24 protein-coding genes are annotated in these 23,091 nt (G+C 70.3%); 15 read left to right on the plus strand and 9 right to left on the minus strand.

What is annotated here, in order from left to right; translation table 11 throughout:
• Window positions 1-948, minus strand: coding sequence for an SDR family NAD(P)-dependent oxidoreductase (locus ASF76_RS01555; RefSeq protein ID WP_055951929.1), 948 nt, complete (start codon window positions 946-948; stop codon window positions 1-3).
• Window positions 949-1,136: 188 nt separating this feature from the next.
• Between ASF76_RS01555 and ASF76_RS01560 the strand changes: the two genes are divergently transcribed.
• From ASF76_RS01560 to ASF76_RS16910, 4 genes are all read left to right on the plus strand, one after another.
• On the plus strand, window positions 1,137-1,307 hold the full coding sequence (locus ASF76_RS01560) for a CsbD family protein (RefSeq protein ID WP_055951934.1): 171 nt from the start codon (window positions 1,137-1,139) through the stop codon (window positions 1,305-1,307).
• A gap of 137 nt (window positions 1,308-1,444) precedes the next feature.
• A complete protein-coding gene (locus tag ASF76_RS01565) occupies window positions 1,445-2,275 on the plus strand; it encodes an HAD-IIA family hydrolase (RefSeq protein WP_055951937.1) in 831 nt (276 codons plus the stop codon).
• A gap of 2 nt (window positions 2,276-2,277) precedes the next feature.
• Window positions 2,278-2,850: a YdeI/OmpD-associated family protein gene (locus tag ASF76_RS01570; RefSeq protein ID WP_055951940.1), complete on the plus strand. Its 573-nt coding sequence runs from the start codon at window positions 2,278-2,280 to the stop codon at window positions 2,848-2,850.
• Window positions 2,851-2,910: 60 nt separating this feature from the next.
• Complete coding sequence (locus ASF76_RS16910) at window positions 2,911-3,060, plus strand: hypothetical protein (protein WP_156459078.1); 150 nt, start codon at window positions 2,911-2,913, stop codon at window positions 3,058-3,060.
• Between the two features lie 292 nt (window positions 3,061-3,352).
• Here the strand turns inward: ASF76_RS16910 and pyrE are convergent, their stop codons facing one another.
• Window positions 3,353-3,931, minus strand: a complete 579-nt coding sequence (pyrE, locus tag ASF76_RS01575; protein ID WP_055951943.1) for an orotate phosphoribosyltransferase — start codon at window positions 3,929-3,931, stop codon at window positions 3,353-3,355.
• Window positions 3,932-4,119: 188 nt separating this feature from the next.
• Here pyrE and ASF76_RS01580 point away from each other — a divergent pair, with 188 nt between their 5' ends.
• The 4 genes from ASF76_RS01580 (at window position 4,120) to ASF76_RS01595 (ending at window position 7,271) form a co-directional block, all read left to right on the plus strand.
• Window positions 4,120-4,965, plus strand: a complete 846-nt coding sequence (locus tag ASF76_RS01580; protein ID WP_055951946.1) for an exodeoxyribonuclease III — start codon at window positions 4,120-4,122, stop codon at window positions 4,963-4,965.
• Window positions 4,966-5,170: 205 nt separating this feature from the next.
• A complete protein-coding gene (locus ASF76_RS01585) occupies window positions 5,171-5,422 on the plus strand; it encodes a hypothetical protein (protein WP_055951950.1) in 252 nt (83 codons plus the stop codon).
• Window positions 5,423-5,553: 131 nt separating this feature from the next.
• Entirely contained in the window at window positions 5,554-5,979 is a 426-nt protein-coding gene (locus ASF76_RS01590) for a YciI family protein (protein WP_055951954.1), read from the plus strand.
• Between the two features lie 50 nt (window positions 5,980-6,029).
• Window positions 6,030-7,271: an RNA polymerase sigma factor gene (locus tag ASF76_RS01595; protein WP_200936076.1), complete on the plus strand. Its 1,242-nt coding sequence runs from the start codon at window positions 6,030-6,032 to the stop codon at window positions 7,269-7,271.
• Between the two features lie 52 nt (window positions 7,272-7,323).
• Here ASF76_RS01595 and ASF76_RS01600 read toward each other — a convergent pair whose 3' ends face one another.
• Entirely contained in the window at window positions 7,324-7,896 is a 573-nt protein-coding gene (locus ASF76_RS01600) for an NADPH-dependent FMN reductase (RefSeq protein ID WP_055951957.1), read from the minus strand.
• A gap of 141 nt (window positions 7,897-8,037) precedes the next feature.
• Between ASF76_RS01600 and ASF76_RS01605 the strand changes: the two genes are divergently transcribed.
• The 4 genes from ASF76_RS01605 (at window position 8,038) to ASF76_RS01620 (ending at window position 12,091) form a co-directional block, all read left to right on the plus strand.
• Complete coding sequence (locus tag ASF76_RS01605; RefSeq protein ID WP_055951960.1) at window positions 8,038-9,297, plus strand: sensor histidine kinase; 1,260 nt, start codon at window positions 8,038-8,040, stop codon at window positions 9,295-9,297.
• Window positions 9,290-9,955: a response regulator gene (locus tag ASF76_RS01610; RefSeq protein WP_082484789.1), complete on the plus strand. Its 666-nt coding sequence runs from the start codon at window positions 9,290-9,292 to the stop codon at window positions 9,953-9,955. The genes ASF76_RS01605 and ASF76_RS01610 overlap by 8 nt, the downstream gene beginning before the upstream one ends.
• A gap of 136 nt (window positions 9,956-10,091) precedes the next feature.
• The gene (locus ASF76_RS01615) at window positions 10,092-10,976 is read left to right on the plus strand and encodes an ABC transporter ATP-binding protein (protein ID WP_055953322.1); all 885 of its coding nucleotides are present in this window, start codon (window positions 10,092-10,094) and stop codon (window positions 10,974-10,976) included.
• Window positions 10,973-12,091, plus strand: coding sequence for an ABC transporter permease (locus ASF76_RS01620; protein WP_055951963.1), 1,119 nt, complete (start codon window positions 10,973-10,975; stop codon window positions 12,089-12,091). The genes ASF76_RS01615 and ASF76_RS01620 overlap by 4 nt, the downstream gene beginning before the upstream one ends.
• A gap of 176 nt (window positions 12,092-12,267) precedes the next feature.
• Here the strand turns inward: ASF76_RS01620 and ASF76_RS01625 are convergent, their stop codons facing one another.
• The 3 genes from ASF76_RS01625 to ASF76_RS01635 are packed head-to-tail and all read right to left on the minus strand — an operon-like array spanning window position 12,268 to window position 15,199.
• Complete coding sequence (locus tag ASF76_RS01625) at window positions 12,268-12,648, minus strand: VOC family protein (RefSeq protein ID WP_055951966.1); 381 nt, start codon at window positions 12,646-12,648, stop codon at window positions 12,268-12,270.
• A 14-nt stretch (window positions 12,649-12,662) separates the two neighbouring features.
• Complete coding sequence (locus ASF76_RS01630; RefSeq protein WP_055951969.1) at window positions 12,663-13,397, minus strand: hypothetical protein; 735 nt, start codon at window positions 13,395-13,397, stop codon at window positions 12,663-12,665.
• A gap of 20 nt (window positions 13,398-13,417) precedes the next feature.
• Window positions 13,418-15,199 (minus strand): glycoside hydrolase family 15 protein, encoded by a 1,782-nt coding sequence (locus tag ASF76_RS01635; RefSeq protein ID WP_235561207.1) that lies wholly within the window; start codon window positions 15,197-15,199, stop codon window positions 13,418-13,420.
• 113 nt (window positions 15,200-15,312) lie between these two features.
• Between ASF76_RS01635 and ASF76_RS01640 the strand changes: the two genes are divergently transcribed.
• Entirely contained in the window at window positions 15,313-16,674 is a 1,362-nt protein-coding gene (locus ASF76_RS01640) for a glucose-6-phosphate dehydrogenase (protein WP_055951976.1), read from the plus strand.
• A gap of 241 nt (window positions 16,675-16,915) precedes the next feature.
• Window positions 16,916-17,500, plus strand: coding sequence for a nitroreductase family protein (locus ASF76_RS01645; protein ID WP_055951981.1), 585 nt, complete (start codon window positions 16,916-16,918; stop codon window positions 17,498-17,500).
• Between the two features lie 336 nt (window positions 17,501-17,836).
• On the opposite strand, the gene ASF76_RS01650 is transcribed toward ASF76_RS01645, so the two are convergent.
• Both ASF76_RS01650 and ASF76_RS01655 read right to left on the minus strand, forming a co-directional pair.
• A complete protein-coding gene (locus tag ASF76_RS01650; protein WP_082484790.1) occupies window positions 17,837-20,029 on the minus strand; it encodes an ATP-dependent Clp protease ATP-binding subunit in 2,193 nt (730 codons plus the stop codon).
• Between the two features lie 324 nt (window positions 20,030-20,353).
• The gene (locus ASF76_RS01655; RefSeq protein ID WP_055951986.1) at window positions 20,354-21,361 is read right to left on the minus strand and encodes a GlxA family transcriptional regulator; all 1,008 of its coding nucleotides are present in this window, start codon (window positions 21,359-21,361) and stop codon (window positions 20,354-20,356) included.
• Between the two features lie 89 nt (window positions 21,362-21,450).
• On the opposite strand from ASF76_RS01655, the gene ASF76_RS17270 reads away from it, so the two are divergent.
• Window positions 21,451-21,717, plus strand: a complete 267-nt coding sequence (locus ASF76_RS17270) for a hypothetical protein (RefSeq protein WP_055951989.1) — start codon at window positions 21,451-21,453, stop codon at window positions 21,715-21,717.
• Window positions 21,718-21,864: 147 nt separating this feature from the next.
• On the opposite strand, the gene ASF76_RS01665 is transcribed toward ASF76_RS17270, so the two are convergent.
• The gene (locus ASF76_RS01665; RefSeq protein ID WP_055951991.1) at window positions 21,865-23,088 is read right to left on the minus strand and encodes a glycosyltransferase; all 1,224 of its coding nucleotides are present in this window, start codon (window positions 23,086-23,088) and stop codon (window positions 21,865-21,867) included.
• Window positions 23,089-23,091 lie beyond the last annotated feature (3 nt).

The following is a 23,091-nucleotide window of genomic DNA, read 5'->3' on the forward strand; positions in this document are numbered from 1 at the left end:
TCAGGATGCCGCGCGCCGGGCCCGGTCGAAGGGCCAGCGCACGTGCGTCGCGGTCTCGCACGCCCGCCAAAGCTCGGCTCCGAGCTCGCTGCGCCGGGTGCGCCGTGCCGGGGTTGCCACCCGCGGCTCGCCCCGGGCGACGAGCGCCGGGCCGTACATCTCGCCTCCCTCGGCGAGCGGATCGACCACCGCGCGCACGAGCGCCCAGGCGCCCTGCTCCTTGGACTGCGTGATCGGGGCCTGCAGGTTGTCGAGGAAGCGGGTGAGCCGGCTCGGCTCATTGACGCCGCGCACCCCGCGGGTGCGTCCGCTGGTCGAGTAGCCGGGATGCGCCACGAGGCTCTGCACCGGAACGCCGTGCGCGCGCAGACGTTTGTCGGCCTCGAGCGCGAGCGCCGTGGTCGCCGCCTTCGACTGCACGTATGCGCGCCACGGCGTGTAGCCCTCGCCGAGCTCGGGATCGGTGGGCAGGTGTCCCCAGATCGAGGTCGACATACTGCCCACCCACACCATCCGACCGCGGGCGGCGGCGAGCGGTTTGAGCAGTTCTCCGGCGAGCGCGAAGTGGCCGAGCACGTTGGTGGCGAACACCAGTTCGTGCCCGCCGACGGTCTCGCGCTGCTTCGGCGGATGCACGACGCCCGCGTTCAGAAGGAGTCCATCGAGCCGGCCTCGGGCACGGGCGGTCGCCGCGGCCGCGCGCACCGACCCCATGTTGCTCGTGTCGAGCAGCAGCGTCTCGATCGCGGCATCCGGATGCGACCGCTTCACCGCCGACTTCGCCGCGGCGAGACGGTTCGGGTTGCGTCCGGTGAGCAGCACGCGCGCCCCGGCGCCGGCGAGCTGCTCGCAGGCGAAATAGCCGAGCCCCCGCGTCGCGCCGGTGACGAGGTACGACCGCCCCGACAGGTCGGGGAGGTTCTGAGGATCCCACTCGGTGCGCGCCACCCTTCGACCCTAGCCAGATCGTCCGCCGCCGTCACGGGTTCATTCCGTTCCTGGCATATCGTCCCCCGGGAAAATTCTCGCGGCCGATGCGTGACGAATCGGCGACTCCGCACGTCTCCATTGCGAGCACGCGCTCCGACGCGACGAGACCCCTCGCCGACGCCGACATTTCGAGAAGGAGTCACATCATGGGTCTGGACGACAAGATCAAGAACGCCGCACAGGACATCGTGGGCAAGGCGAAGGAAACCATCGGAAACGCCACCGACAACGACAAGCTCGTCGCCGAGGGCAAGGCCGACCAGGTGAAGGCGGATGCCAAGAAGGCCGGCGAGAACGTCAAGGACACCTTCAAGTAATCGTCTCCTCCGCGGACGGGCGGGTCATGGCGTTCGAGCCGGGCCCGCCCTCGTTCGTTCCCGGGGGATGAGGATCCGCGGTCGCCGGGAAGACAACCCTCCTGGGCCGTGTCGGAGGCCGGGGTTAGGCTGGCCCCATGCGGACGCGTGGCGACATCGAGTGCTGGCTCACCGACATGGACGGCGTTCTCGTCCACGAGAACACGCCCATCGCGGGGGCGTCCGAACTGCTCGCGCAGTGGCGCACCGAGGGCACGCCGTTCCTTGTGCTGACGAACAACTCGATCTTCACGCCGCGCGACCTCAGCGCCCGGCTGCGCGCGTCCGGTCTTGACGTTCCCGAGGCGTCCATCTGGACCTCGGCGCTGGCGACCGCCGACTTCCTCAAGTCGCAGATGCCGGGCGGCTCCGCGTTCGTCATCGGCGAGGCGGGTCTGACCACGGCCCTCCACGAGGCCGGCTTCATCATGACCGAGACCACGCCCGATTACGTCGTCGTCGGCGAGACCCGCAATTACTCGTTCGAGGCCATCACCAAGGCCATCCGCTTCATCCGCGGCGGTGCGCGCTTCATCGCCACGAACCCGGATGCCACGGGCCCCTCGACCGAGGGAGTGCTCCCGGCGACGGGCGCGATCGCCGCGCTCATCACCAAGGCGACCGGCAAAGAGCCCTACATCGTCGGCAAGCCCAATCCGATGATGTTCCGCTCCGCGCTGAACCGCATCGGTGCGCACAGCGAGAACACCGGCATGATCGGCGACCGTATGGATACCGACATCGTCGCCGGCATCGAGGCGGGCCTGCACACCGTGCTGGTGCTCACCGGGATCAGCGACCAGCGCGAGATGGAGCGCTACCCTTTCCGACCCGACGAGATCCTCGGCTCCGTCGCCGAACTCGTGCGCGCCGAACCGTTCGAGACCGAACTCGCCGACGGCGAAGAGGGCCTCGAAGCGGGTCTCTGAGCATGGGCGCGCTCGACGACGGCGAGAGGGTGGTGGCGCCCGACGTCGCCGCGTGGAGCGTCTGGCTCGAGCAGCACCACACCACGTCGACGGGAGCATGGCTGGTGCGCGGCCGCGGCGCCGACGCCGGCCGCTACGTCGACTACGAAGACGCGATCTGCGAGGCGCTCTGCTTCGGCTGGATCGACGGACCCGTGCGCGTGTTCGACGAGGTGAGCTCGGGCTTGTGGTTCGCCCCGCGGCGCGCCACGAGCGGGTGGGCCGCTACCAACAAGGCCCGCATCGCCCGACTCGAGGCCGAGGGGCGACTGCGACCGGCCGGCCGGCGAGCCCTCGAGGTCGCGCGAGCGAACGGCGCGTGGGAGGTGCTCGACGGACCGGAAGCCGGAGTCGAGCCCCCCGATCTCACGACCGCGCTCGACGGAGTCCCCCTGGCTCGTACCCACTGGGACGCATTCCCCCCGTCGGCCCGCAAATACGGACTCACCCAGATCGCTCTGGCGGTGCGCCCGCAGACCCGGGCGACGCGGATCGCCAAGATCGTCGCTGACGCGGCAGAGAACCGTCGACCCTGATCGCTCGACGCTCCGGCCGGCCTTGACGCCCAGCACGTCGCGTCGGACAGGATGGATGCCATGGACGACCGCACGCTGTGGCTGATCGTGGCCTTCTTCATCACCGCTGGCACGCTCGTCGCGTTCATCGTGCAGTGGCGGCGTTCGCGCCGCGGCGGCGGCGGGCGGGATCCGTTCGACGGTCCGGGACCGGACGACGACCCGCGCTGAGTCCTCCGCCCGGCGCGAGCGGCACGCGGCATCCGGAGTCGCGCCGCCGTCACTGACGCGGGTGCCGCCGGTGCTGACGCGGGTGCCGCCGGTGCCGGCCGTTGTCGCCGGTGCCGCCGGTGCCCGGATTCGCGGGCGGTGGGCGCCGGCCGGCATCCCCCGCCGCGCGACGCGGACGCCCGAACTCGGGGCCTCACGCGGCCACCCGAGGACAGGGGATCACGCCAGGACAGGACCGCTCCGCACCGAACCGCCCTGCGCCCGACGAACGTCCTGTTCTCGCGGGGCCCTCCTACTGCGGAGCGAGACCCAGGTCGTCGAGGTCGATGGATGACAGCCACTGCAGTCCCTCGGCCTCGATCGCGGCCTGCGCACCGGTCTTGCGGTCGACGATGACGGCGACGGCGACGACCTCGGCTCCCTCGCGGCGCAGCGCCTCGACGGCCTTGAGGGCCGACTGCCCCGTGGTGGAGGTGTCTTCGACGACGACGACGCGCTTGCCCTTCACATCGGCGCCCTCGACCTGGCGGCCGCGGCCGTGGTCCTTGGGCTCTTTGCGCACGACGAACGCGTCGAGCGGGCGGCCGGCGTGCACCGACTCGTGCATGACCGCGTTGGCGATGGGATCGGCGCCGAGGGTGAGTCCACCGACGGCCACGACGCCGTCGAGATCCTTCACCAGGTCGAGCACGAGGCGACCGATCGCCGGGGCCGCGCGGTGGTCGAGGGTGAGCTTGCGCATGTCGACGTAGTACGTCGCCTTCTTGCCGCTCGAGAGGGTGAAGTCGCCGTGGAACACCGCCTCGTCGTTGATGAGGCGGATCAGTGCCTGGCGGTCGGCTTCGAGCTCGGGAGTAGAGGCTGCGGTCACGGCGTCGATTCTATTGCGCGGTCCCGGCCCGCACCGGCGCGCGCACAACGGCGGGTGCATCGACGACACGCCGTGTCCGGGGTACCGTGTCACGGCGTGTCGCCCCAGGCATCCGCCGTTGTGCACACGGCATCCGGTGGACGCTCCGGCGGACGGCGATGTCGGCGGCCGAACGTAGGCTGGATGCCATGCGCCTGGCCACCTGGAACGTCAACTCCGTCCGTGCCCGCGTCACCCGCACCGTCGAGTTCTGCGTGCGCGAGCACATCGACGTGCTGGCGATGCAGGAGATCAAGTGCAAGACGGAGCAGTTCCCGTACGCCGCGTTCGAGGAAGCCGGCTACCACGTCGCCGCACACGGGCTGAATCAGTGGAACGGCGTCGCGATCGCCAGCCGTGAGCCGCTCGAAGACGTCGAGATCGGCTTCCCCGGCATGCCCGGGTTCGAGAAGGGCAAAGAGGGGCCCGACCTCCCGCAGGAGGCCCGCGCGATCGGGGCGACCGTCAACGGCGTGCGCGTCTGGAGCCTCTACGTCCCCAACGGCCGCGGCCTCGACGACCCGCACTACGCGTACAAACTCGACTGGCTCGACAAGCTCCGCGAGTACGCCGCAACCTCTCTCGCGGCCGACCCCCACCTCTCGCTCGCACTGACCGGCGACTTCAACATCGCGCCCACAGACGCCGACAATGGCGACCCCACGGTCGTCGAGGGCGCCACCACCCACGTCTCCCCTCCCGAGCGAGCGGCGTTCGCCGCCTTCGAGACGGCGGGGCTCACCGATGTGGTGCGCCCGCTCATCCCGACCGGCTACACCTACTGGGACTACAAACAGCTGCGCTTCCCGCGCAACGAGGGCCTGCGCATCGACTTCATCCTCGGCTCCCCGGCCTTCGCCGACGCCGTGCACGGGGCCGAGATCCACCGCAACGAACGCAAGGGCGAGGTGCCCAGCGATCACGTCCCCGTCGTCGCCGACCTCGACTTCTCGGCCGCGGACGACGATGACGACCTGCCGATGATCTTCGGCTGATGCCTCTCGCAGCCGCGGGCGGCGCGGCATCCGGTGCGCCTCTCTCCCGCTCCTAGGCGCTAGCGCTGGCCGTACGGTTTCGCCCGCCTCCCGAAAGCTGATGCCGGCTACGGAGGAAAGGCTTGAGGCGAGAGGGTCGGATAACTGATCATGGAGCGGTCGGCGACAGCGAAACCGTCGATTCATGGGAGCGGGGGGTCGGACGATGAGTTCTTTCGACGTGCCGAACGACCGGCCCGCCGACAGCGACCTGTACGACGTGTCGAAGATCGGGGAGCTCTCGGACGACGAGCTCATCCACCGGCGCGGATGGCTCGCCCGGATCGAACGAGAGGAGTTCCACCGTCACCTCAGTTCCCGAAGCTTCATCGCCACTGTCTCGCATTCCATGAACGAGCCGCTCGAAGAGGCCCGCTGGGCCATGGATAAGGAGATCCGCCGCCGCCGGCTCGACTGAGGAACGCACCCCTCTCCGAAAAATCTTCTGCGAGTCTGTCGATTCCGCTCGCGCCCGTTCGACGCGATAGTAGGGGAAGGCATTCGCTCCCCTCCGATCGCTCGACCGAGCACACACGAGAAGAGTTCACGATGAAGTACATGCTGATCATGCGCGGCACCGACGAGGCGTACGCGGCATACAAGGACATCCCCTTCGAGCAGGTCATCAACGAGATGGGTGCGTACAACGAATCCATGATCGACGCCGGAGTGCTCGTCGCCGGCGACGGTCTTGCCGAAGACATGAGCAAGAACTTCGTCGTCGAGTTCGGCGGCGACGAGCCGGTGGTCACCGACGGCCCCTACGGCGAGACGCACGAGCTGTTCAACGGCTTCTGGATCATCGAGGTGTCGTCGCGCGACGAGGCCGTCGAGTGGGCGCGGCGGGCACCCCTCATCGCCGGCAACAAGCTCGAGGTGCGTCGCGTCACCGACGAGACCGACTTCGCGGCGTTCGCCGACAACGAGTACATCCAGAAGGAGGAGGGCTGGCGCGAGGAGCAGTCCTCGCGGTGACCCGCACCCCTTCGCGCGACGAAGCCTCCCGCGGAGGCGAAGCCCGCGTCGTGACCCCTGACCCCGACCTGCCGCGACGCGTCGCGGCGATCTGGCGCATCGAAGGCGCCCGCATCGTCGCGACGCTCGCCCGTGTGGTCGGCGATCTCGCGACCGCCGAGGATCTTGCTCAGGATGCCGTCGCCGAAGCGCTCGTGCAGTGGCCTCGCGACGGTGTCCCCCGCAACCCCGGCGCCTGGCTGACGGCGGTCGCGAAGCGACGGGCGATCGACGGCTGGCGCCGCGCGCAGAACCTCGGCGAGAAGTACCGGCTGATCGGCGCTGATCTCGACGAGATCTCGGATGCCGAGTGGCAGCCGATCGACGACGACGTGCTGCGACTGGTGTTCACGGCGTGCCATCCCGTCCTCGCCCGCGAGGCACAGGTGGCGCTGACGCTGAAAGTCGTCGCGGGCCTCGACACCGACGCGATCGCCCGGTTGTTCCTCGTGCCCGTGCCGACGATGCAGCAGCGGATCGTGCGCGCGAAGAAAGCGCTGTCCGCAGCGCATGTGCCCTTCGCGGTGCCCGATCCGGCGGAGTGGCCGGCACGCCTCGGCGCAGTGCTCAGCGTGGTCTACCTCGTCTTCACCGAGGGATACGCCGCGAGCACCGGCGACGCCGTCTTGCGCACCGACGTCGCGCACGAAGCGGTGCGTCTGGGCCGCGTGCTGAACCGTCTGCTACCCCGCGAACCCGAGGCGCTCGGTCTCTCGGCGCTCATGGAGCTGCAGGCCTCGCGTTTCGCCGCGCGCGTGGATGCGAGCGGGGACGCCGTGCTGCTCGCCGACCAGGACCGTCGCCGCTGGGACCGCTCGGCCATCGCCCGCGGTGCGTCGCTGCTCGACCGTGCCGACGCCCTCGGTCGGGGTCGAGGCCCCTACCAACTGCAGGCGGCCATCGCGCTGTGTCATGCCGAGGCGACGAGCGTCGATGCGACGGACTGGGACCGCATCGTGCTGCTGTACGAGATTCTCGGCCGTGTCGCGCCGAGTCCCGTCGTCGATCTCAACCGCGCGATCGCCGTGTCGATGGCATCCGGTCCTCTCGAGGGGCTCGCGCTCGTCGATGCGCTCTCGGCGTCCGGGATGCTCAAGGGCTCGCACCTCATCCCCTCGGTGCGCGGAGAGTTGCTGAGCCGGCTGGGGCGCACGCGCGAGGCCCGGTCGGAGCTGTTGCGAGCGGCGGACCTGACCCGGAATGAGCGCGAGGCGGCGCTGCTGCGGCGCAAGGCTGACGCGCCCGGCGGGTGACGGACGAACGACGGCGGGGCCGGAGCGAACCCCGGCCCCGCCGCGGGATGCGTCAGGCCGCGGGGACCTCTGCCGGGGCGGTGCGCGCGATGAGCGTCACGAGCGCCTCGATGATCGAGCGGAGGAAGTCGGCCGTGCCCTCGTCGGTCACGGTGCCGTCCTCTTCGAAGAGCCCGGGGGTCGACTGGATGTAGCCCTCGGGCTGTCCGAGGACGAGGGCGTTGTAGTGCAGGAGCACCGCGCGCAGGTGCTGCTGGCCGGCGGCGGTGGCGACTCCGCCCTGCGAGGTGCCGACGACGGCGGTGGGCTTGTCGTTGAACGACGCCTCGCCGTACGGACGAGCCGACCAGTCGAGCGCGTTCTTCAGGACGCCGGGGATGGAACGGCTGTACTCGGGGGTCACGATGATGACGCCGTCGGCATCCTCGATCGCGGTCTTGAAGGTCGTCGCGACCTCGGGGAAGTTGCCGTCATGGTCGGGCGAGTAGAAGGGGAGGTCCTTGATCGGGATCTCCTTCAGGGTGACGCCCTCGGGCGCGACCTTCTCGAGCGCCTTGGCGAGGCGGCGGTTGATCGAGGTGCTGGAGATGCTGCCGACGATGTAGCCGATCGTGTACTCGGTCACGATGATCCTCTCTGGGATGACGGGGGCGGAGAGCCCGGATGCATTCACCTGCAAGCATCCGGGTCGAATCTGTATTCCCCGCCCTCTTGACTCCGCCCCGCGGGGGATGCACGTGTCGGACGTCCGCTCTACCGTGGAGGGATGCCACGCCCCACCCGCACCCAGCAGCGAGGCGACCTCGTGCTCGCTCTCGTGCTGTTCCTCGGCGGTCTGCTGAGCGCCGTGCTGTCGGCGGTCTCGGGCATCTACGGCGACGAACAGGGCTCGCTCGCCGTCGCGCTGGGATACGTCGCCGTCCTCGCCGTCCCCCTCGCGTTCCGCCGCCGGTGGCCGTCGGCGACGGCGGTCATCGTGTCGGTGGCGTACTTCCTGGCCGTGACGTTCCGCATTCCCGAGCTGTACGCGGGCAACATCGCGATGTTCATCGCGCTCTACACGGTCGGCGCCTGGGAACAGAACCGGCGCCGCGCCACCATCGTGCGCGTCGCGATCATCGTCGGCATGTTCGCGTGGCTGTTCGTGGTGATGTTCCAAGACGCCACGCAGCCCGTCGACGCCGCGGTCGAGGGCGCGTTCTCGCGGGCGGGGGCCTTCTCGCCGTTCGTGGCGTACCAGCTGCTCATGATCGGGGTGAACGCCCTCTTCTTCGGCGGCGCCTACTACTTCGGCGACCGCTCGCATCAGCAGATGCGCGAACGCGCGGCCCTCGAGGAGCGCACCGCCGAGCTCGAGGCCGAGCGCGAGGTGACCGCAGCCCAAGCCGTCGCCCTCGACCGCGTCCGCATCGCGCGCGAGCTGCACGACGTCGTCGCCCATCACGTGTCGCTGATGGGCGTGCAGGCGGGAGTCGCCCGCTCACTCCTCGACCGCGATGCCGACGCCGCCCGCGAGGTGCTCACGGGCATCGAGGGCTCGGCGCGCACGTCGCTGCACGAGCTGCGACACCTGCTCGAGACGCTGCGGACCCCCGGCACCGACAGCGCGCCCGACACCGCGCCCACCACACACGGGCTCACCTCGATCCGCGCGCTGGTCGACGACGCTGCTGCGGCAGGGCTTCCCACCACCTTCACGGTCGTCGGCGAACCCGCCCACGATCCGGCGCCCCTCGTGCAGGTGAACCTGTACCGCATCGCCCAAGAAGCACTGACGAACGCCCGCCGCCACGCCGGGCCCGACGCGACCGCCGATGTCCGTCTGCGATTCGATCCGGATGCCGTCGAACTCGAGGTGTCGAACACCGGCCGCCGCGGCTCGTCGACGCCGGGGCTCGGACAGACCGGCATGCGCGAACGAGCCGCCGTCTCGGGCGGGACGATCGAGATCGGCCCCCGGGCCCGCGGCGGGTATCTCGTGCGCGTGCGGGTGCCGCTCGCTCGCGCGGAGGCGACACGTGTCTGAGCTGCGCGTGCTGCTGGTCGACGACCACGTGATGATGCGGGCGGGCTTTCGCACGATCCTGTCGCTGGAAGACGACATCACGGTGGTCGGCGAAGCCGCCTCCGGTGTCGAGGCGATCGCGGCCGCGATAGAACTGCAGCCCGATGTGGTCTGCATGGACGTGCAGATGCCCGACATGGACGGCCTCGAGGCCACCCGCCGGCTCACAGCCGACCCCGCCTCGAAGGCAGCCGTGCTCATCGTCACGACCTTCGACCGCGACGACTACCTGTTCGACGCCCTCGCCGCCGGAGCGAGCGGGTTCCTGCTCAAAAACGCCGGCCCGGAGGAGCTCGTGGCGGCGGTGCGCGTCGTCGGCGCCGGTGACGCGCTCCTCGCGCCCGAGGTGACGCGCCGGGTCATCGCGCGCTTCGCGGGGATACCGCCCGCGCCCACGGCATCCGCTCCCTCTCCCCTGCTTCTGACGGAGCCGCTCACCGAGCGCGAGTCGGAGGTGCTCACGCTCGTGGCCGAGGCGATGAGCAACGCCGAGATCGCCGCGCGGCTGTTCATCGGCGAGGCGACCGTCAAGACGCACGTGTCGAACGTGCTGCAGAAGCTCGGCGCCCGCGACCGCGTGCAGGCCGTCGTGCTCGCCCACCGGCACGGGTTGGCCTGACGCGAGCCGATCGCCCCACGCGGCGGGGCCCGTCCCGTCCTCCCCCTCACGGCGGAGGCCACGACCCCTCCCCGGGTGGAGGTGCCGCGGCATCCGGATGCCTAGCGTGGGAGACATCGAGAAGAAGGGATGCATCGTGCTCGATCTGAACGGCATCACCAAGAGCTACGGCGGACGCCGCGTGCTCGACGACGTGAGCTTCACCGTGGCCCCGGGGCGACTGACGGGCTTCGTCGGCGGCAACGGCGCCGGCAAGACCACCACCATGCGCATCGCACTCGGGGTGCTCGCCAAAGACGCGGGCACCGTCGCGCTGAACGGCGCGCCCCTCACCGCCACCGACCGTCGCCGCTTCGGGTACATGCCGGAGGAGCGCGGGCTGTATCCGAAGATGAAGGTCGCCGAGCACATCGCCTACCTCGCGCGTCTGCACGGCTTCGGCAAAGCCGAAGCGACGAAGAAGGCCACGGCGCTGCTCGAGCGACTCGGGCTCGGAGAGCGCCTCGGCGACCTCGTCGAGACGCTGTCGCTGGGCAATCAGCAGCGCGCGCAGATCGCGGCGTCCCTCGTGCACGAACCGGATGTCCTGATCCTCGACGAGCCGTTCTCCGGCCTCGATCCGCTCGCCGTCGACGTCGTCGCAGGTGTCCTGCAAGAGAAGGCTGCGGCGGGAGCTGCGGTGCTGTTCTCGTCGCACCAGCTCGACGTCGTCGAGCGGCTGTGCGACGACCTCGTCATCATCGCCGGGGGCACGATCCGCGCCGCCGGCACCCGCGACGACCTCCGCGCTCAGCACGCGACCCACCGTTACGAGCTGGTCTCCGGCGGCGACGCCGGATGGGTGCGCGACGAGCCGGGCATCACCGTGCTCGACTTCGACGGCGGCTACGCCCTGTTCGACGCGGCCGACGACACCACCGCGCAGCGGATTCTCCGCGGCGCCGTCGCGCGCGGAGACGTCGCCAGCTTCGCGCCGCAGAAACCGTCTCTCGCCGAGATCTTCAAGGAGGTCATCCAGTGAACACCACCACTCCTCCCGCGCGCCGCGCGCCCAGCGAGCTGCAGAGCATCTGGCTCGTCGCCGAGCGCGAGATCGGGTCGAAGCTGCGCAGCAAGGCTTTCGTCATCTCGACCGCGATCCTCATCGTCGCCGCCCTCGCTTCGGTGGTCTGGGGCGGTTTCGCCGCGAACAACGCCTCGGGCAGCGGCACGCCGGTGGCCGTCACCTCGCAGACGCAGAGTGCGGTCTCGGGCGTCGACGGCCTCGAGGTCACCGTGTCCGACAGCGACGACGCCGCGCGCGCCCTCGTCGAAGACGGAACGGTGGATGCCGCCCTGGTCTCGGGGTCTTCGGACGCCGCGTTCGACTACACCGTCGTGGTGAAGGACGACGTGCCCTCGACGCTGCTGCAGATGCTCAGCGAGACCCCGCCGGTGCAGATGCTCGATCCGGGTGCGGGAGCGGCCGACGCGTTGCGGTACCTGATCGCGCTCGGCTTCGGGCTGGTGTTCCTCATCGCCGCGTCGACCTTCGGCGGCACGATCGCGCAGAGCGTCGTGGAGGAGAAGCAGACCCGCGTGGTCGAGATCCTCATCTCGGCCATCCCCGTGCGGGCACTGCTGGCCGGGAAGGTTCTGGGCAACACGATCCTGGCGATGGCGCAGATCGTGCTGCTCGCGGCTGTCGCGGTGATCGGTCTCGCGGTCACCGGACAGGCAGGGGTGCTCGATGCGCTCGGCGCTCCCATCGCCTGGTTCGCGATCTTCTTCCTGTTCGGTTTCGTGCTGCTGGCGTCGCTCTTCGCGGCCGCGGCGGCGATGGTGTCGCGTCAGGAGGACATCGGGGCGACCACGACCCCCATCACGATGCTGATCATGGCGCCGTACTTCCTGGTCATCTTCTTCAACGACAACCCCGTCGTGCTGACGATCATGTCGTACGTGCCGTTCTCGGCGCCGGTCGGGATGCCGCTGCGCATGTACCTCGGTGACGCCCAGTGGTGGGAGCCCGTGCTGTCGCTGCTGGTGCTGATGGCCTCGTGCGTGCTGGCGATCGGTCTCGCGGCGCGGATCTATCGCAACTCGCTCCTGCGCATGGGCGCGCGCGTGAAGCTCGCGGAGGCGCTGAAGGGCTGAGCCGCGGCCGCGGGTGACCCGGTCCCCTCGACACGCTCGGGGACCATCGACCACGGTGGCTGAGCCCGTCGAAGCCCCCCGCCTCCACGCGCGGAGCCCGGTCCCTTCGACACGCTCAGGGACCTCAGTGATGAAGGGGATGGATGCCGGGCACACCGGCATCCATCCCCTCTCCGTCACTCCTCGAGAACGGCCAGCACGTTGCCGGCCGGGTCGCGGAACCAGGCGATGAGCGGTCCGCCCTCGCGCATGATGCCGCGCGAATCCGTCGGGAAGTCGGCGTCGTCGTAGATCTTCGTGTCGACGCCGCGCGAACGCAGGTCGTCGACGGCGGCCTCGACGTCGGCGACGGGGAAGTTCAGCACCGTGAACGACGCGGGCTCATGGTGCGGCTTGCCGTAGACCAAGACGCGGCCGCCCGAGCCCAGGTGAAGAGTGAGGAAACCCGAACCCTCGAGCACCTCGACCCGGAGCCCGAGAGTCTCGGCATAGAAGTGATGGGCGGCCTCGAGGTCGTCGACCGAGAGGCCCGAGTAGGCACCGTCGGGATGGAACATGGCTTTCTCCTTCGTTATCGCGCCACGTACGCCGTGACGCTCTCGGACAGGCGGATGGGGATGCCCTCGATCTCGGAGTCGTCGGGATCGCCGATCGCGACGGTGAGACGGTCGTCGATGCCGAAGACCGCTGCGCCCTCCTGCGTGCCGCTCGCGCAGCCCGCCGACCACGGTCGATCATCGATCGCGGTGAACGTGACGATGCAGCGGCCGATGCCGTCGGCGGGCTGGGCTAAGAAGATGTCGAAGTCATTGACCGTGCCGATGAACCGGGTGCTGCCGGAGTCGATCGCGCTGTCGCGGAGCACGTCGGCCGAGATGGCGTCCTCGATCGTCTGCGGGAAGGTCAGCTCGGGATACATCGCCGCGGCGGGGTCGGCGGTGGCGGCGGGGTCGCCGGGCATCGACGCGGTCGCCGCCGAGCCGACGGCGAACCCCACGCCGAGGAGGGCGACCGCTCCGACCGCGGTGAGAACCCCGCGGAGGACGGGTCGCGACGCGGGTGCGGCGGCATCCACGTCCTCGTAGGAGCGTTCCGGCTCGTCGAGGCGTTCCGGATCGTCGACACGGTCCGGCTCGGGGGGCGCCGTCGTCGGGTCGGCGGGCGCGAGCCGGTCGATGTCGCCGAGGGGCGGCCGGGAGCGGTCCTCCAGCTCGGCGAGCCGCTCGAGCATCGCGGGCGTCGCAGGCGCACCTCCGGCGCCGTACACGCGTTCGCGCAGGCGTCGTAACTCGACCTCGTCGTCCATGCGACGACTCTAGGCCGGGGTCAGCCGTCGTGGTGCGGGGCCGTGGCATCCAGGGCATCGGCGGCGGCCACCAGCGCCAGGTGCGAGAGCGCCTGCGGGGTGTTGCCCGCCTGACGTCCGGCCGTGGGGTCGTACTCCTCCGACAGCAGCCCCAGGTCGTTCGCCACCGCCGTGAGCTTCTTCATCAGGGTGACGGCCTCGTCGCGCCGACCGCTGTGCGCGTACTGCCCGACGAGCCAGAAAGAGCACGCGAGGAACGGATGCTCGTCACCCGTCAGCCCGTCGACCCCGGTCGTGCGGTACCGCAGCAACCAGCCGTCGGGCATGAGGGTCTCTTCTATTCGGGCGACGGTGGCCAGCATGCGCGGATCGTCGTAGGCGCAGAAACCCACCTGCGGCAGCACGAGCAGCGACGCGTCGACCTCGTCGGTGTCGAAGTGCTGCGTGAACCACCCGCCCTCGTGCACGCCGTGCGCGTAGATGTCGGCGCGCACGTGATCGCGCAGCGTGCGCCAGACGTCGACCTCGCCGTCGTGCCCGCCGGTCTCGACGGCCCGGATGCCGCGGTCGAACGCCGCCCACACCATCGCCCGGGAGTGGGTGAAGAAGTGCGGGTCGCCGCGCATCTCCCAGATGCCGAGGTCGGGCTTGTCGACCTCGTGCGCGAGCTGGTCGAGCAGGGCCCGCTGCAGCGACCACGAGAACGTCGTCTCCTCGACCCCGGCGTCGCGCGCGGCCTCGAGTGCCACCATCACCTCGCCGATCACGTCGGCCTGGTATTGATCGACGGCTCCGTTGCCGATGCGCACGGGGGCCGCTCCCCCGTAGCCCGGCAGGCTCTCGAGCTCCCGCTCGGGCAGGTCGCGTTCGCCCGCGATGCCGTACATGATCTGCACGTCGGCCGGGTCCCCGGCGATCGCCCGCAGCAGCCAGGTGCGCCAGTGCTGAGCGACATCGAGGTAGCCGTGATCGATGTAGGCGCTCAGCGTAAGCGCGGCGTCGCGGAGCCAGACGTAGCGGTAGTCCCAGTTGCGGGAGCCCCCGAAAGCCTCGGGGAGCGACGTGGTCGCCGCCGCGACGATGCCACCGGTCTCGGAGTGCGTGAGGGCGCGGAGCACCATGAGCGAGCGCGTCACCAGCGCCGCGTGCGTGCCGGCCGACTGCACGCGGTCGGCCCAGGCGGCCCACCACTCGCGCGTGCGCTCCAGAGCGGCCTCGACGTCGAATGCCGGCGGGGCGTCTTTCCACGACGGACCCCACGACAGCACCGAGTCGACGCTCGCACCGGCCGCGGTGGTCCACCGGCCGCGGTGCGTGGTGTCGACCGCGATCAGACGCGGGCCGCGGATCGTCACGGCATCCGGGCCGGCGACGGCGAGGATGAGGTGCTCGCCGCCGTGGCCCATCTGTCGCACCCAGGGCACCGCGCGAGCGTAGTCGAAGCGCAAGCGCACCTCGGTGACGAAGTCCACCTCGCCCGACACCCCGACCACTCGTCGCACGAGGGCGTCGATGCCCCCGTCGATCGGCATCGCGTCGTACACGTCGGCGATGCCGGTCGCCGTCTCCCACCGCGTGACGAGTACGAAGGTGTCGCCGTCGTACCGCCGGGTCGCCCGCGCGTCGGGATCGGCCGGGCGCAGCGACCATGCCCCGTGCGACTCGTCGCCGAGGAGCGCGGCGAACATCGACCCGCTGTCGTAGCGCGGGAGGCACAACCAGTCGACGCTGCCGTCGCGGGACACCAGCGCGGCGGAGCGGCAGTTGCTGAGGACGGCGTAATCCTCGATCGGAGTGGTCACCCTCGGATCATGGCAGAGGGCACCGACATCGTGGCCGGGCATCGCGCTAGTGGCATCCATGGGCTCGCTGCAAGCGGCGCACCGGTGTCGGAGGGGAGCGCTACGGTGGCCGCATGGCCGCGGACACCACCCTCATCATCCTGGGCGCCTCGGGCGACCTCACGTCTCGACTGCTCCTGCCCGCCCTCGGCCAATTGCTGACGCGCGAACCCGGCCGGTCGGTGCGGCTGCACGGAGCGGGCATGGAGGACTGGACCGACGAACACTGGCGCGAGGTCGTGCACACGGCGTTCCAGACGATGGATGCCGAAGGCGCCTTCGCCGCCGTCTCGGAGACCACCTACTCGCAGGCCGACATCACGAAGCCTGCCGACCTGCAGAAACTCCTCGACGATTCCGAGGGCCGGCCCGCCCTGTACTTCGCGGTGCCTCCGGCCGTCGCCGAGAAGTCGTGCCTCGCGTTGAGCGACGTGACCATTCCGGAGGGAACGATCCTCGCTCTCGAGAAGCCGTTCGGCACCGACGAGGCCAGCGCCCACCGGCTCAATCAGCAGCTGGCGAAGCTCGTGCCCGAAGACCAGGTGTTCCGCATCGACCACTTCCTGGGGCGTTCGACCGTGCTCAACCTGCTCGGCGCCCGCTTCGCCAACCGCCTCCTCGAGAGCGTCTGGTCGGCCGACGACATCGCCTCGGTCGACATCGACTACCCCGAGCCCCTGGGCCTCGAAGGTCGCGCGGGCTACTACGACGGGGCGGGTGCTCTCGTCGACATGATCCAGAGCCACCTGCTGCAGGTCATGGCGTTCGTCACCATGGAGCCCCCGGCATCCCTCACTCAGCTCGATCTGCGCGACGCCACGTCGGCGGTGCTGCGCGCCACCCACGTGCGGGGTGACGATCCCGTGCGCAACTCCCGCCGCGCCCGGTACACCGCGGGCAGCGTCGGCGACCGCCACTTCTCGTCCTACGTCGACGAGCCGGGGGTCGATGCGGCGCGCGGCACCGAGACGCTCGCCGAAATGACGGTGGAGGTGCGGAATACCCGGTGGCAGGGCGTTCCCATCACCCTGCGCTCCGGTAAGGCGCTCAGCTCCGGCCACCGGGCCGTCACCGTGACCTTCAAGCCCGTGCGACACCTTCCCGGCGGGTTCGTCGGCGAGAGCGAGCCGTCCGAGCTCGTGTTCTCGCTCGGCCCCGACACCATGAGTCTCGGCCTCAACGTCAACGGTGCCGCCGATCCCCTCGAGCTCGAGCGCGTGACCCTGGCGGCCGACCTCGGTGAGGGCGCGCTCAGGGCCTACGGCGAGGTGCTCTCCGGCATCCTCGACGGCGATGCGATGCTCGCCGTCCGCGCCGACGCGGCCGAGCAGTGCTGGCGGATCGTGCAGCCGGTCATCGATGCGTGGCGAAAAGACGAGGTACCGCTCGACGAGTACGCAGCGGGCACCGCGGGCCCCGCATCCTGGGCGGAGTGAGACGGCGGGAAGAGCCGGCGCACAACGGCGGGGCTTCGACCGAACACGCCGCACCGTTGGCATCCTCCACCGGTGTGTCGCCGAGCCCGCCCGCCATCGTGCAACGGAACTGACCGGGATCTTCCCGCGGCCGCGAACGGAACGACTCACTCCGTCACGTGGGAACATCTCGCGCGCGATGGGCGTTCACTGGTTCGGGTCAACGGCGTCCCGGTTTCGTCATCCGTTCTCAGGAGTACCCATGTCTCTCGTTCTCGACCGCACCGCCCCCACCGACGCCCCCATCCTCGACGTGCTCGCCGAACGCTGGAGTACCCGCGTCTTCGACCCCGAGACGCCCATCGACGAGTCGGCGCTGCGCTCCGCGCTCGAGGCCGCCCGCTGGGCGCCGTCGGGCATGAACTTCCAGCCCTGGCGCTTCATCGTGGCCCGCCGCGGCACCGCCGCGCACCAGAAGCTCGTCGGCGCGCTCATGGGCTTCAACCAGGCGTGGGCCCCCGCCGCCGGCGCCCTCGTCGTCGTACTCGCCGAGACCGAGACCGAAGACGGCGAGGCCCGCACGTGGGCGCTGTACGACAGCGGTCAGGCCGCGGCCCACTTCACCGTGCAGGCGCACGCCGAGGGACTGGCGACCCACCAGATGGGCGGCTTCGTCGCCGACGATCTGCGTACGGCCTTCGACATCGACGCCCGATTCACCCCCGTCACCGTCATCGCCGTCGGCGCCCTGGGCGACATCGACGCCGCTGAAGAGGGCCTGCGCGAGCGCGAGCTCGCTCCCCGCCAGCGCCGCACGGTCGAGGAGTCGCTGCTCGTCGACGACTGATCGGCCCGCCCGCGACGACGCCCGTCGCGCCGGAGCCCGTCAGCGGGGTGCCGGCGCGGCGGGCGTTCGTCGTTGTGTCGGCGCTCTGCCGATGCGCTCTGCCAGCGCTTGGCCGCGGCCGTGCGCTCTGCCAGCGCTCGGCCGCGGCGGCGCACCGCCCATAAACACCATTCGTGCGCAGAAACACTCTGCCAACGCGTTTATGCGCACGGACAGCGTTTATGAGCGAACAGCCTCGGGGCGCAGAGGCCGACACCGCGCGATGCGCGGTCGACCGCACGCACACGGAGAGGGGGATGCCACGCCCTCGCGCGGCATCCCCCTTCCTCGTCGTTCCTATTCGACGATCTCCGCCTCGACGAAGTCTTCGTCACCGGAGGCCGCCGGCCCCGCGCTGACCAGCATCAGCGAATCCGCGTCGCTGGCCACATCGACCCGCACGACGTCACCGTCGCGGACCGTCCCCGCGAGGATCGCCATCGCGAGGCGGTTCTGGATCTCGGTCTGGATGAGCCGGCGCAGGGGACGGGCGCCGTACACCGGGTCGTAGCCGCGCTCGGCGAGCCACGACCGCGCGTCGGGCGTGACCGCGAGGGTCAGCCGGCGCTCGCGCAGGCGCTTGTGCAGCGCGTCGACGGCCAGTTCGACGATCTGGGCGAGGTCGTCCTGGCTCAACGCCTGGAAGATCACGATGTCGTCGAGACGGTTCACGAACTCGGGCTTGAAGGCCTGGCGCACCAGCGCCTGCACCTGGTGCGTCTTGGCCTCCATCGACAGCGTCGGATCGATCAGGATCGGCGAGCCGAGGTTGCTCGTCAGGATCAGGATGACGTTCGTGAAGTCGACCGTGCGACCCTGGCCGTCGGTGAGTCGGCCGTCGTCCATGACCTGCAGCAGGACGTCGAACACCTCGGGGTGCGCCTTCTCGACCTCGTCCAGCAGCACCACGCTGTAAGGGCGACGGCGCACGGCCTCGGTGAGCTGTCCACCCTGCTCGTAACCCACGTACCCCGGAGGGGCACCGACGAGCCGCGAGACGGAGTGCTTCTCGCCGTACTCCGACATGTCGATGCGCACCATCGCGTGCTCGTCGTCGAAGAGGAAGTCGGCGAGCGACTTGGCCAGCTCCGTCTTGCCGACACCGGTCGGGCCGAGGAACAGGAAAGAGCCGACCGGGCGGTTGGGGTCGCTGATCCCCGCGCGCGAGCGACGGACGGCGTCGGACACCGCCTTCACGGCATCCCGCTGTCCGATCAGGCGTTTGCCGAACTCGCGCTCGAGGTGCAACAGCTTCTCGGTCTCGCCCTGCAGCAGGCGCCCGACCGGGATGCCCGTCCAGGCGGCGATGACCGCCGCGATGTCTTCGTCGGTGACCTGGTCGTTGACCATGCGGTCGCCCGCGGGCTCTTCGCGCTCGGCGGCCATGAGCTCGCGCTCGAGCGCCGGGATCTCGGCGTACAGCAACCGGGACGCACGCTCGAGGTTACCCTCGCGCTGCGCGCGCTCGGCATCCACGCGGGCGGCGTCGAGGCGGGTCTTCAGCTCACCCACGCGGTTGAGCGACGCGCGCTCGCGCTCCCACCGCGCCTGCAGCTCGTCGAGTTTGGCCTGCTCGGCGGCGAGGGACTCGCGGAGCGCGGCCAGGCGCTCCTTCGAGGCGGCGTCCTTCTCTTTCTTCAGGGCGAGCTCTTCGAGCTTGAGTCGGTCCACGTGGCGGCGCAACTCGTCGATCTCGAGCGGGGCCGAGTCGATCTCCATCCGCAAGCGCGATGCCGCTTCATCGATCAGGTCGATCGCCTTGTCGGGCAGCTGGCGTGACGGGATGTACCTGTTCGACAGGGATGCCGCGGCGACCAGCGCAGCGTCGGCGATGGCCACCTTGTGGTGCGCCTCGTACCGCTCCTTGAGGCCGCGGAGGATCGCGACGGTGTCTTCCACCGTGGGCTCGCCGACGTAGACCTGCTGGAAGCGGCGCTCGAGCGCGGCATCCTTCTCGATGAACTCGCGATACTCGTCGAGCGTGGTCGCTCCGATGAGGCGCAGCTCACCGCGGGCCAGCATGGGCTTGAGCATGTTGGACGCGGCGACCGAACCCTCGCCGCCGCCCGCGCCCATCAGCACGTGCAGCTCGTCGATGAACGTGATCACGCGCCCGTCGGACTCGGTGATCTCTTTGAGGACGCTCTTGAGGCGCTCCTCGAACTGACCGCGGTACATGGCCCCCGCGACGAGCGCCGAGATGTCGAGGGCGACCAGCTCTTTGTTCTTCAGGCTCTCGGCGACGTCGCCCGCGACGATGCGCTGGGCGAGGCCCTCGACGACCGCGGTCTTGCCGACGCCGGGCTCGCCGATGAGCACCGGGTTGTTCTTGGTGCGCCGGGTGAGCACCTGGCTGACGCGGCGGATCTCTCCGTCGCGCCCGATCACGGGGTCGAGCTTGCCCTGGCGTGCCCGGTCGGTGAGGTTGATGCCGAACTGCTCGAGGGCGCTACGCGCGTCCTCCTGCCCCGGCTGTTGCGTGGCGTTCATGTGTTCTCCTGGAAGTGTTCTCGCTCTCGCTCAAACTTGAGCGGCGTTGACTCAAGTTTAGCAGTGAGCTCGGGCGAGGGCAACGAAGCCTCAGCATCCCGAGCGCGACACGAGGAGGACCCGCCGAGATCACGCGATCTGCGCGAGATCACCCGCGATCGTGGGTGATCTCGACGACGTCGCGTGACCTCGACGACTTCGCGTGACCTCGACGACGTCGCGTGATCTCGAGGCTGAGGCCCGCCGCGCAGGTCGGCAGACGCCCGACCCCGGACGCGCCGCCACCGGCAGATGGACGCACCCCCGAGCCGCGTCATCCGTCGGTCAGGCCGGCACCGACTCGGCATCGATCTCGGGCAGATCGGATGCCGCCTCCTCGGGCCCCGCGCACGAGAATCGCGCGCGGTACGCGGTGGGGGTGAGTCCCATCGTGCGGGCGAAGTTCTGCCGGAGCACCGCCGCCGAGCCGAAGCCGCATTCCGACGCGATCCGGTCGAGACCGAGGTCGGTCTCTTCGAGCAGGCGCTGCGCGTGCAGCAGCCGCTGGCGGGCGAGCCACGCCGCCGGGGTCGCGCCGAGGTCCGCCTTGAACCGCCGGGCGAAGGTACGCGCAGACATGTGCGCACGTGCCGCCAAGCGGTCGACGGAGAGCTCGGCATCCAGATTCTGGAGCATCCACTCCGTCACCGGCGCGAGCGACAGCGAGGAGTCGATCGGGATCGGCGATGCGATGAACTGCGCCTGTCCGCCATCGCGCTGCGGCGCCACGACCATGCGCCGGGCGATGCGGTTGGTGAGCTCTGAACCGAGCTCTTGGCGCAGCAGGTGAAGGCAGGCGTCGAGTCCTGCGGCGGTTCCCGCGCTCGTGATGATGTTGCCCGACTGCACGTAGAGCACGTCGGGGTCGACCTCGATCGCCGGATACATCCGCGCCATGACATCGGCGTACCGCCAGTGCGTCGTCGCGCGCTTTCCATCGAGCACCCCGGATGCCGCGATCACGAACGACCCACTGCACACGCTCAGCAACCACGCACCGCGCGCATGTGCGGCGCGGATTACCTCGGTCACGCGCGGGTCGACGGCGCCCCACTGCTCGCGGGGGATCGGCGCGAGGACGAGGATATCGACGTCTGCCGCCGCATCGAGGCCGAGCTCGACATTGACCGAGAAGCCGATGTTGGAGGGGATGACACCCGGGTCGGGTGCGACGATGCGGAAGTCGAAGTTCGGGATGCCGTCGTCGCTCCGGTCGAGGCCGAACGCCTCGCAGGCGAGGCCGAACTCGAAGGGCGCGAACCCGGACTGGATGACGACGGCGACCGAGCGCATGAGCGCACCTCCGGTGTGGCAGGAATCTGACGAACACCGTCCATCATGCCACTCGTGGGCATGATTCCTCTAGACGTAGTTTTTCTGCCATGGCTTATCTCATTGCTCTCGGCATCCTGTCCCTCGCCGGCGTCGTCGGCACCGTATGGCTCGTCCGTAACGACGGATACGGGCGCATTCCGACCGACCCGTCGCGCGTCGCGTCGTCGACGCCCCGCACGGACCGCTCGACCCGCTCGCGCGAGAGCGCGGTCCACGCCGCCCCCGCCGTCGAAGCCGCACGCCCGACCCTGCACGTCACCCTGCCATCGGCATCGGCGGCGACCGCTTCATTGCGCATCGTGGGGACGGAGTGACCCGGAGACGCGACACACGCCGCCCCGGCGCCGCCCGGAGGGCGTGGGACGGCATAGGCCGCCCCGGCAACGCCGAGGCTCGGCGGGCGTGGGACGACACAGGCCGTCCCGCAACGCCGAGGCTCGGCGGGCGTGGGACCCGCAGGGTCACCGACCGGCGGTGACAGCCCGCTCGTACACGGCGACCATCGCCGCCGTGCGCGACGACTGGCGGAAACGCTCCGCGACACTCTCATCGGGCGTCACCGGCGACCCGGCGGCGATGTCGGCGGCCGCGCGGCGGAGGGTCTGCGCGAGCGCAGCGACCGTGGCATCCGGAACGGCCCAGGTTCCCGCGCCGAGCTCGGCACCGATGTCGGAGTCGCTGACGACGGCGGGGGTGCCGAGCGAGGCGGCCTCGAAAACCGTCATGCCCTGCGTCTCGAAGCCGATGGACGTCTGTAGCACGGCGTCGGCGTCGGCGAGCCGGCGGAGGGTCTCGGCGTAGGGCAGTCGTCCGGCGAAGGCGACGGATGCCACCGGCGCCCTGCGCTCGACCAGCCGCTGCGCGGCACGAAGCTGGCCACCGCCGCCGATGATCTCGACCTCGGCATCGATCCTCGACTCGGCGACCGCCTCGAGGAAGGGGAGCAGACGCTTCTCGGGACTCATGCGGCCGAGCCAGACGAAACGCGGACGACCCGGGCGACGCTCGGTGGGTCCGGCCGCGAGGGCGGCATCGAGCGCGTCGTCGTCGATGCCGTTCCAGATCACATCGACCGAGGGCGCCACCCCGTGCCGTTCGAGACGCCGGGCGAAGTGGGCAGAGGGCGCGGTCACGGCGTGGGACAGGGCCGCGAGACGGCGCAGGTAGGCCCAGCCGTCGATGCCGCGGCCGACCGGGGCCGTACCGCGCCCCGCCACCGCCGCGGTGCCCCCGCGCGGCAGCGCGCGCCGCGCCCAGGCGTTCAGTGCGCGCAGCACGAGGCCCGGGAAGGGTGCGGTCGCTTCGATGCCCACGTCGACGCGGTTGTGCATGGTGTGCACGACGGGCAGACCGTGACGGTCGGCGTAGCGGTGACCGACGAAGGCGCCCCAGAAATCGGCCTGCACGTGCACGACGTCGACGGGCAGACGCGCGCCCATCTCGGCATCCAGGAACCGATCGGTGCGGGCGCCCGGCCAGGCGAGCGCGTACTCGCGGTCGACCGTGATCGGCAGGGAGGGCAGATCGAGGTAGGAGGCGTCGTGGGCGGCGGGTCGGTGCGGGCGCGGCGCCACCACCGTGACGACGTGGCCGGCACGCTCGAGGAATCGCTTCTGCAGCCGCATCGACACCTGCGCACCGCCGAGGGACTCGAGATGCTGGTCGGCGAACATCACGACGTGCACGCG

It is taken from the genome of Microbacterium sp. Leaf151 (genome assembly GCF_001424225.1).
Classification (GTDB): domain Bacteria; phylum Actinomycetota; class Actinomycetes; order Actinomycetales; family Microbacteriaceae; genus Microbacterium.

Bases quoted from the DNA above. Each gene is read 5' to 3' on its own strand.
- ASF76_RS01560 (WP_055951934.1), top strand. From the start codon at position 1,137: ATGGGTCTGGACGACAAGATCAAGAACGCCGCACAGGACATCGTGGGC.
- ASF76_RS01565 (WP_055951937.1), top strand. From the start codon at position 1,445: ATGCGGACGCGTGGCGACATCGAGTGCTGGCTCACCGACATGGACGGC.
- ASF76_RS01570 (WP_055951940.1), top strand. From the start codon at position 2,278: ATGGGCGCGCTCGACGACGGCGAGAGGGTGGTGGCGCCCGACGTCGCC.
- ASF76_RS16910 (WP_156459078.1), top strand. From the start codon at position 2,911: ATGGACGACCGCACGCTGTGGCTGATCGTGGCCTTCTTCATCACCGCT.
- ASF76_RS01580 (WP_055951946.1), top strand. From the start codon at position 4,120: ATGCGCCTGGCCACCTGGAACGTCAACTCCGTCCGTGCCCGCGTCACC.
- ASF76_RS01585 (WP_055951950.1), top strand. From the start codon at position 5,171: ATGAGTTCTTTCGACGTGCCGAACGACCGGCCCGCCGACAGCGACCTG.
- ASF76_RS01590 (WP_055951954.1), top strand. From the start codon at position 5,554: ATGAAGTACATGCTGATCATGCGCGGCACCGACGAGGCGTACGCGGCA.
- ASF76_RS01605 (WP_055951960.1), top strand. From the start codon at position 8,038: ATGCCACGCCCCACCCGCACCCAGCAGCGAGGCGACCTCGTGCTCGCT.
- ASF76_RS01625 (WP_055951966.1), bottom strand. From the start codon at position 12,648: ATGTTCCATCCCGACGGTGCCTACTCGGGCCTCTCGGTCGACGACCTC.
- ASF76_RS01630 (WP_055951969.1), bottom strand. From the start codon at position 13,397: ATGGACGACGAGGTCGAGTTACGACGCCTGCGCGAACGCGTGTACGGC.
- ASF76_RS01640 (WP_055951976.1), top strand. From the start codon at position 15,313: ATGGCCGCGGACACCACCCTCATCATCCTGGGCGCCTCGGGCGACCTC.
- ASF76_RS01645 (WP_055951981.1), top strand. From the start codon at position 16,916: ATGTCTCTCGTTCTCGACCGCACCGCCCCCACCGACGCCCCCATCCTC.
- ASF76_RS01650 (WP_082484790.1), bottom strand. From the start codon at position 20,029: ATGAACGCCACGCAACAGCCGGGGCAGGAGGACGCGCGTAGCGCCCTC.
- ASF76_RS01655 (WP_055951986.1), bottom strand. From the start codon at position 21,361: ATGCGCTCGGTCGCCGTCGTCATCCAGTCCGGGTTCGCGCCCTTCGAG.
- ASF76_RS17270 (WP_055951989.1), top strand. From the start codon at position 21,451: ATGGCTTATCTCATTGCTCTCGGCATCCTGTCCCTCGCCGGCGTCGTC.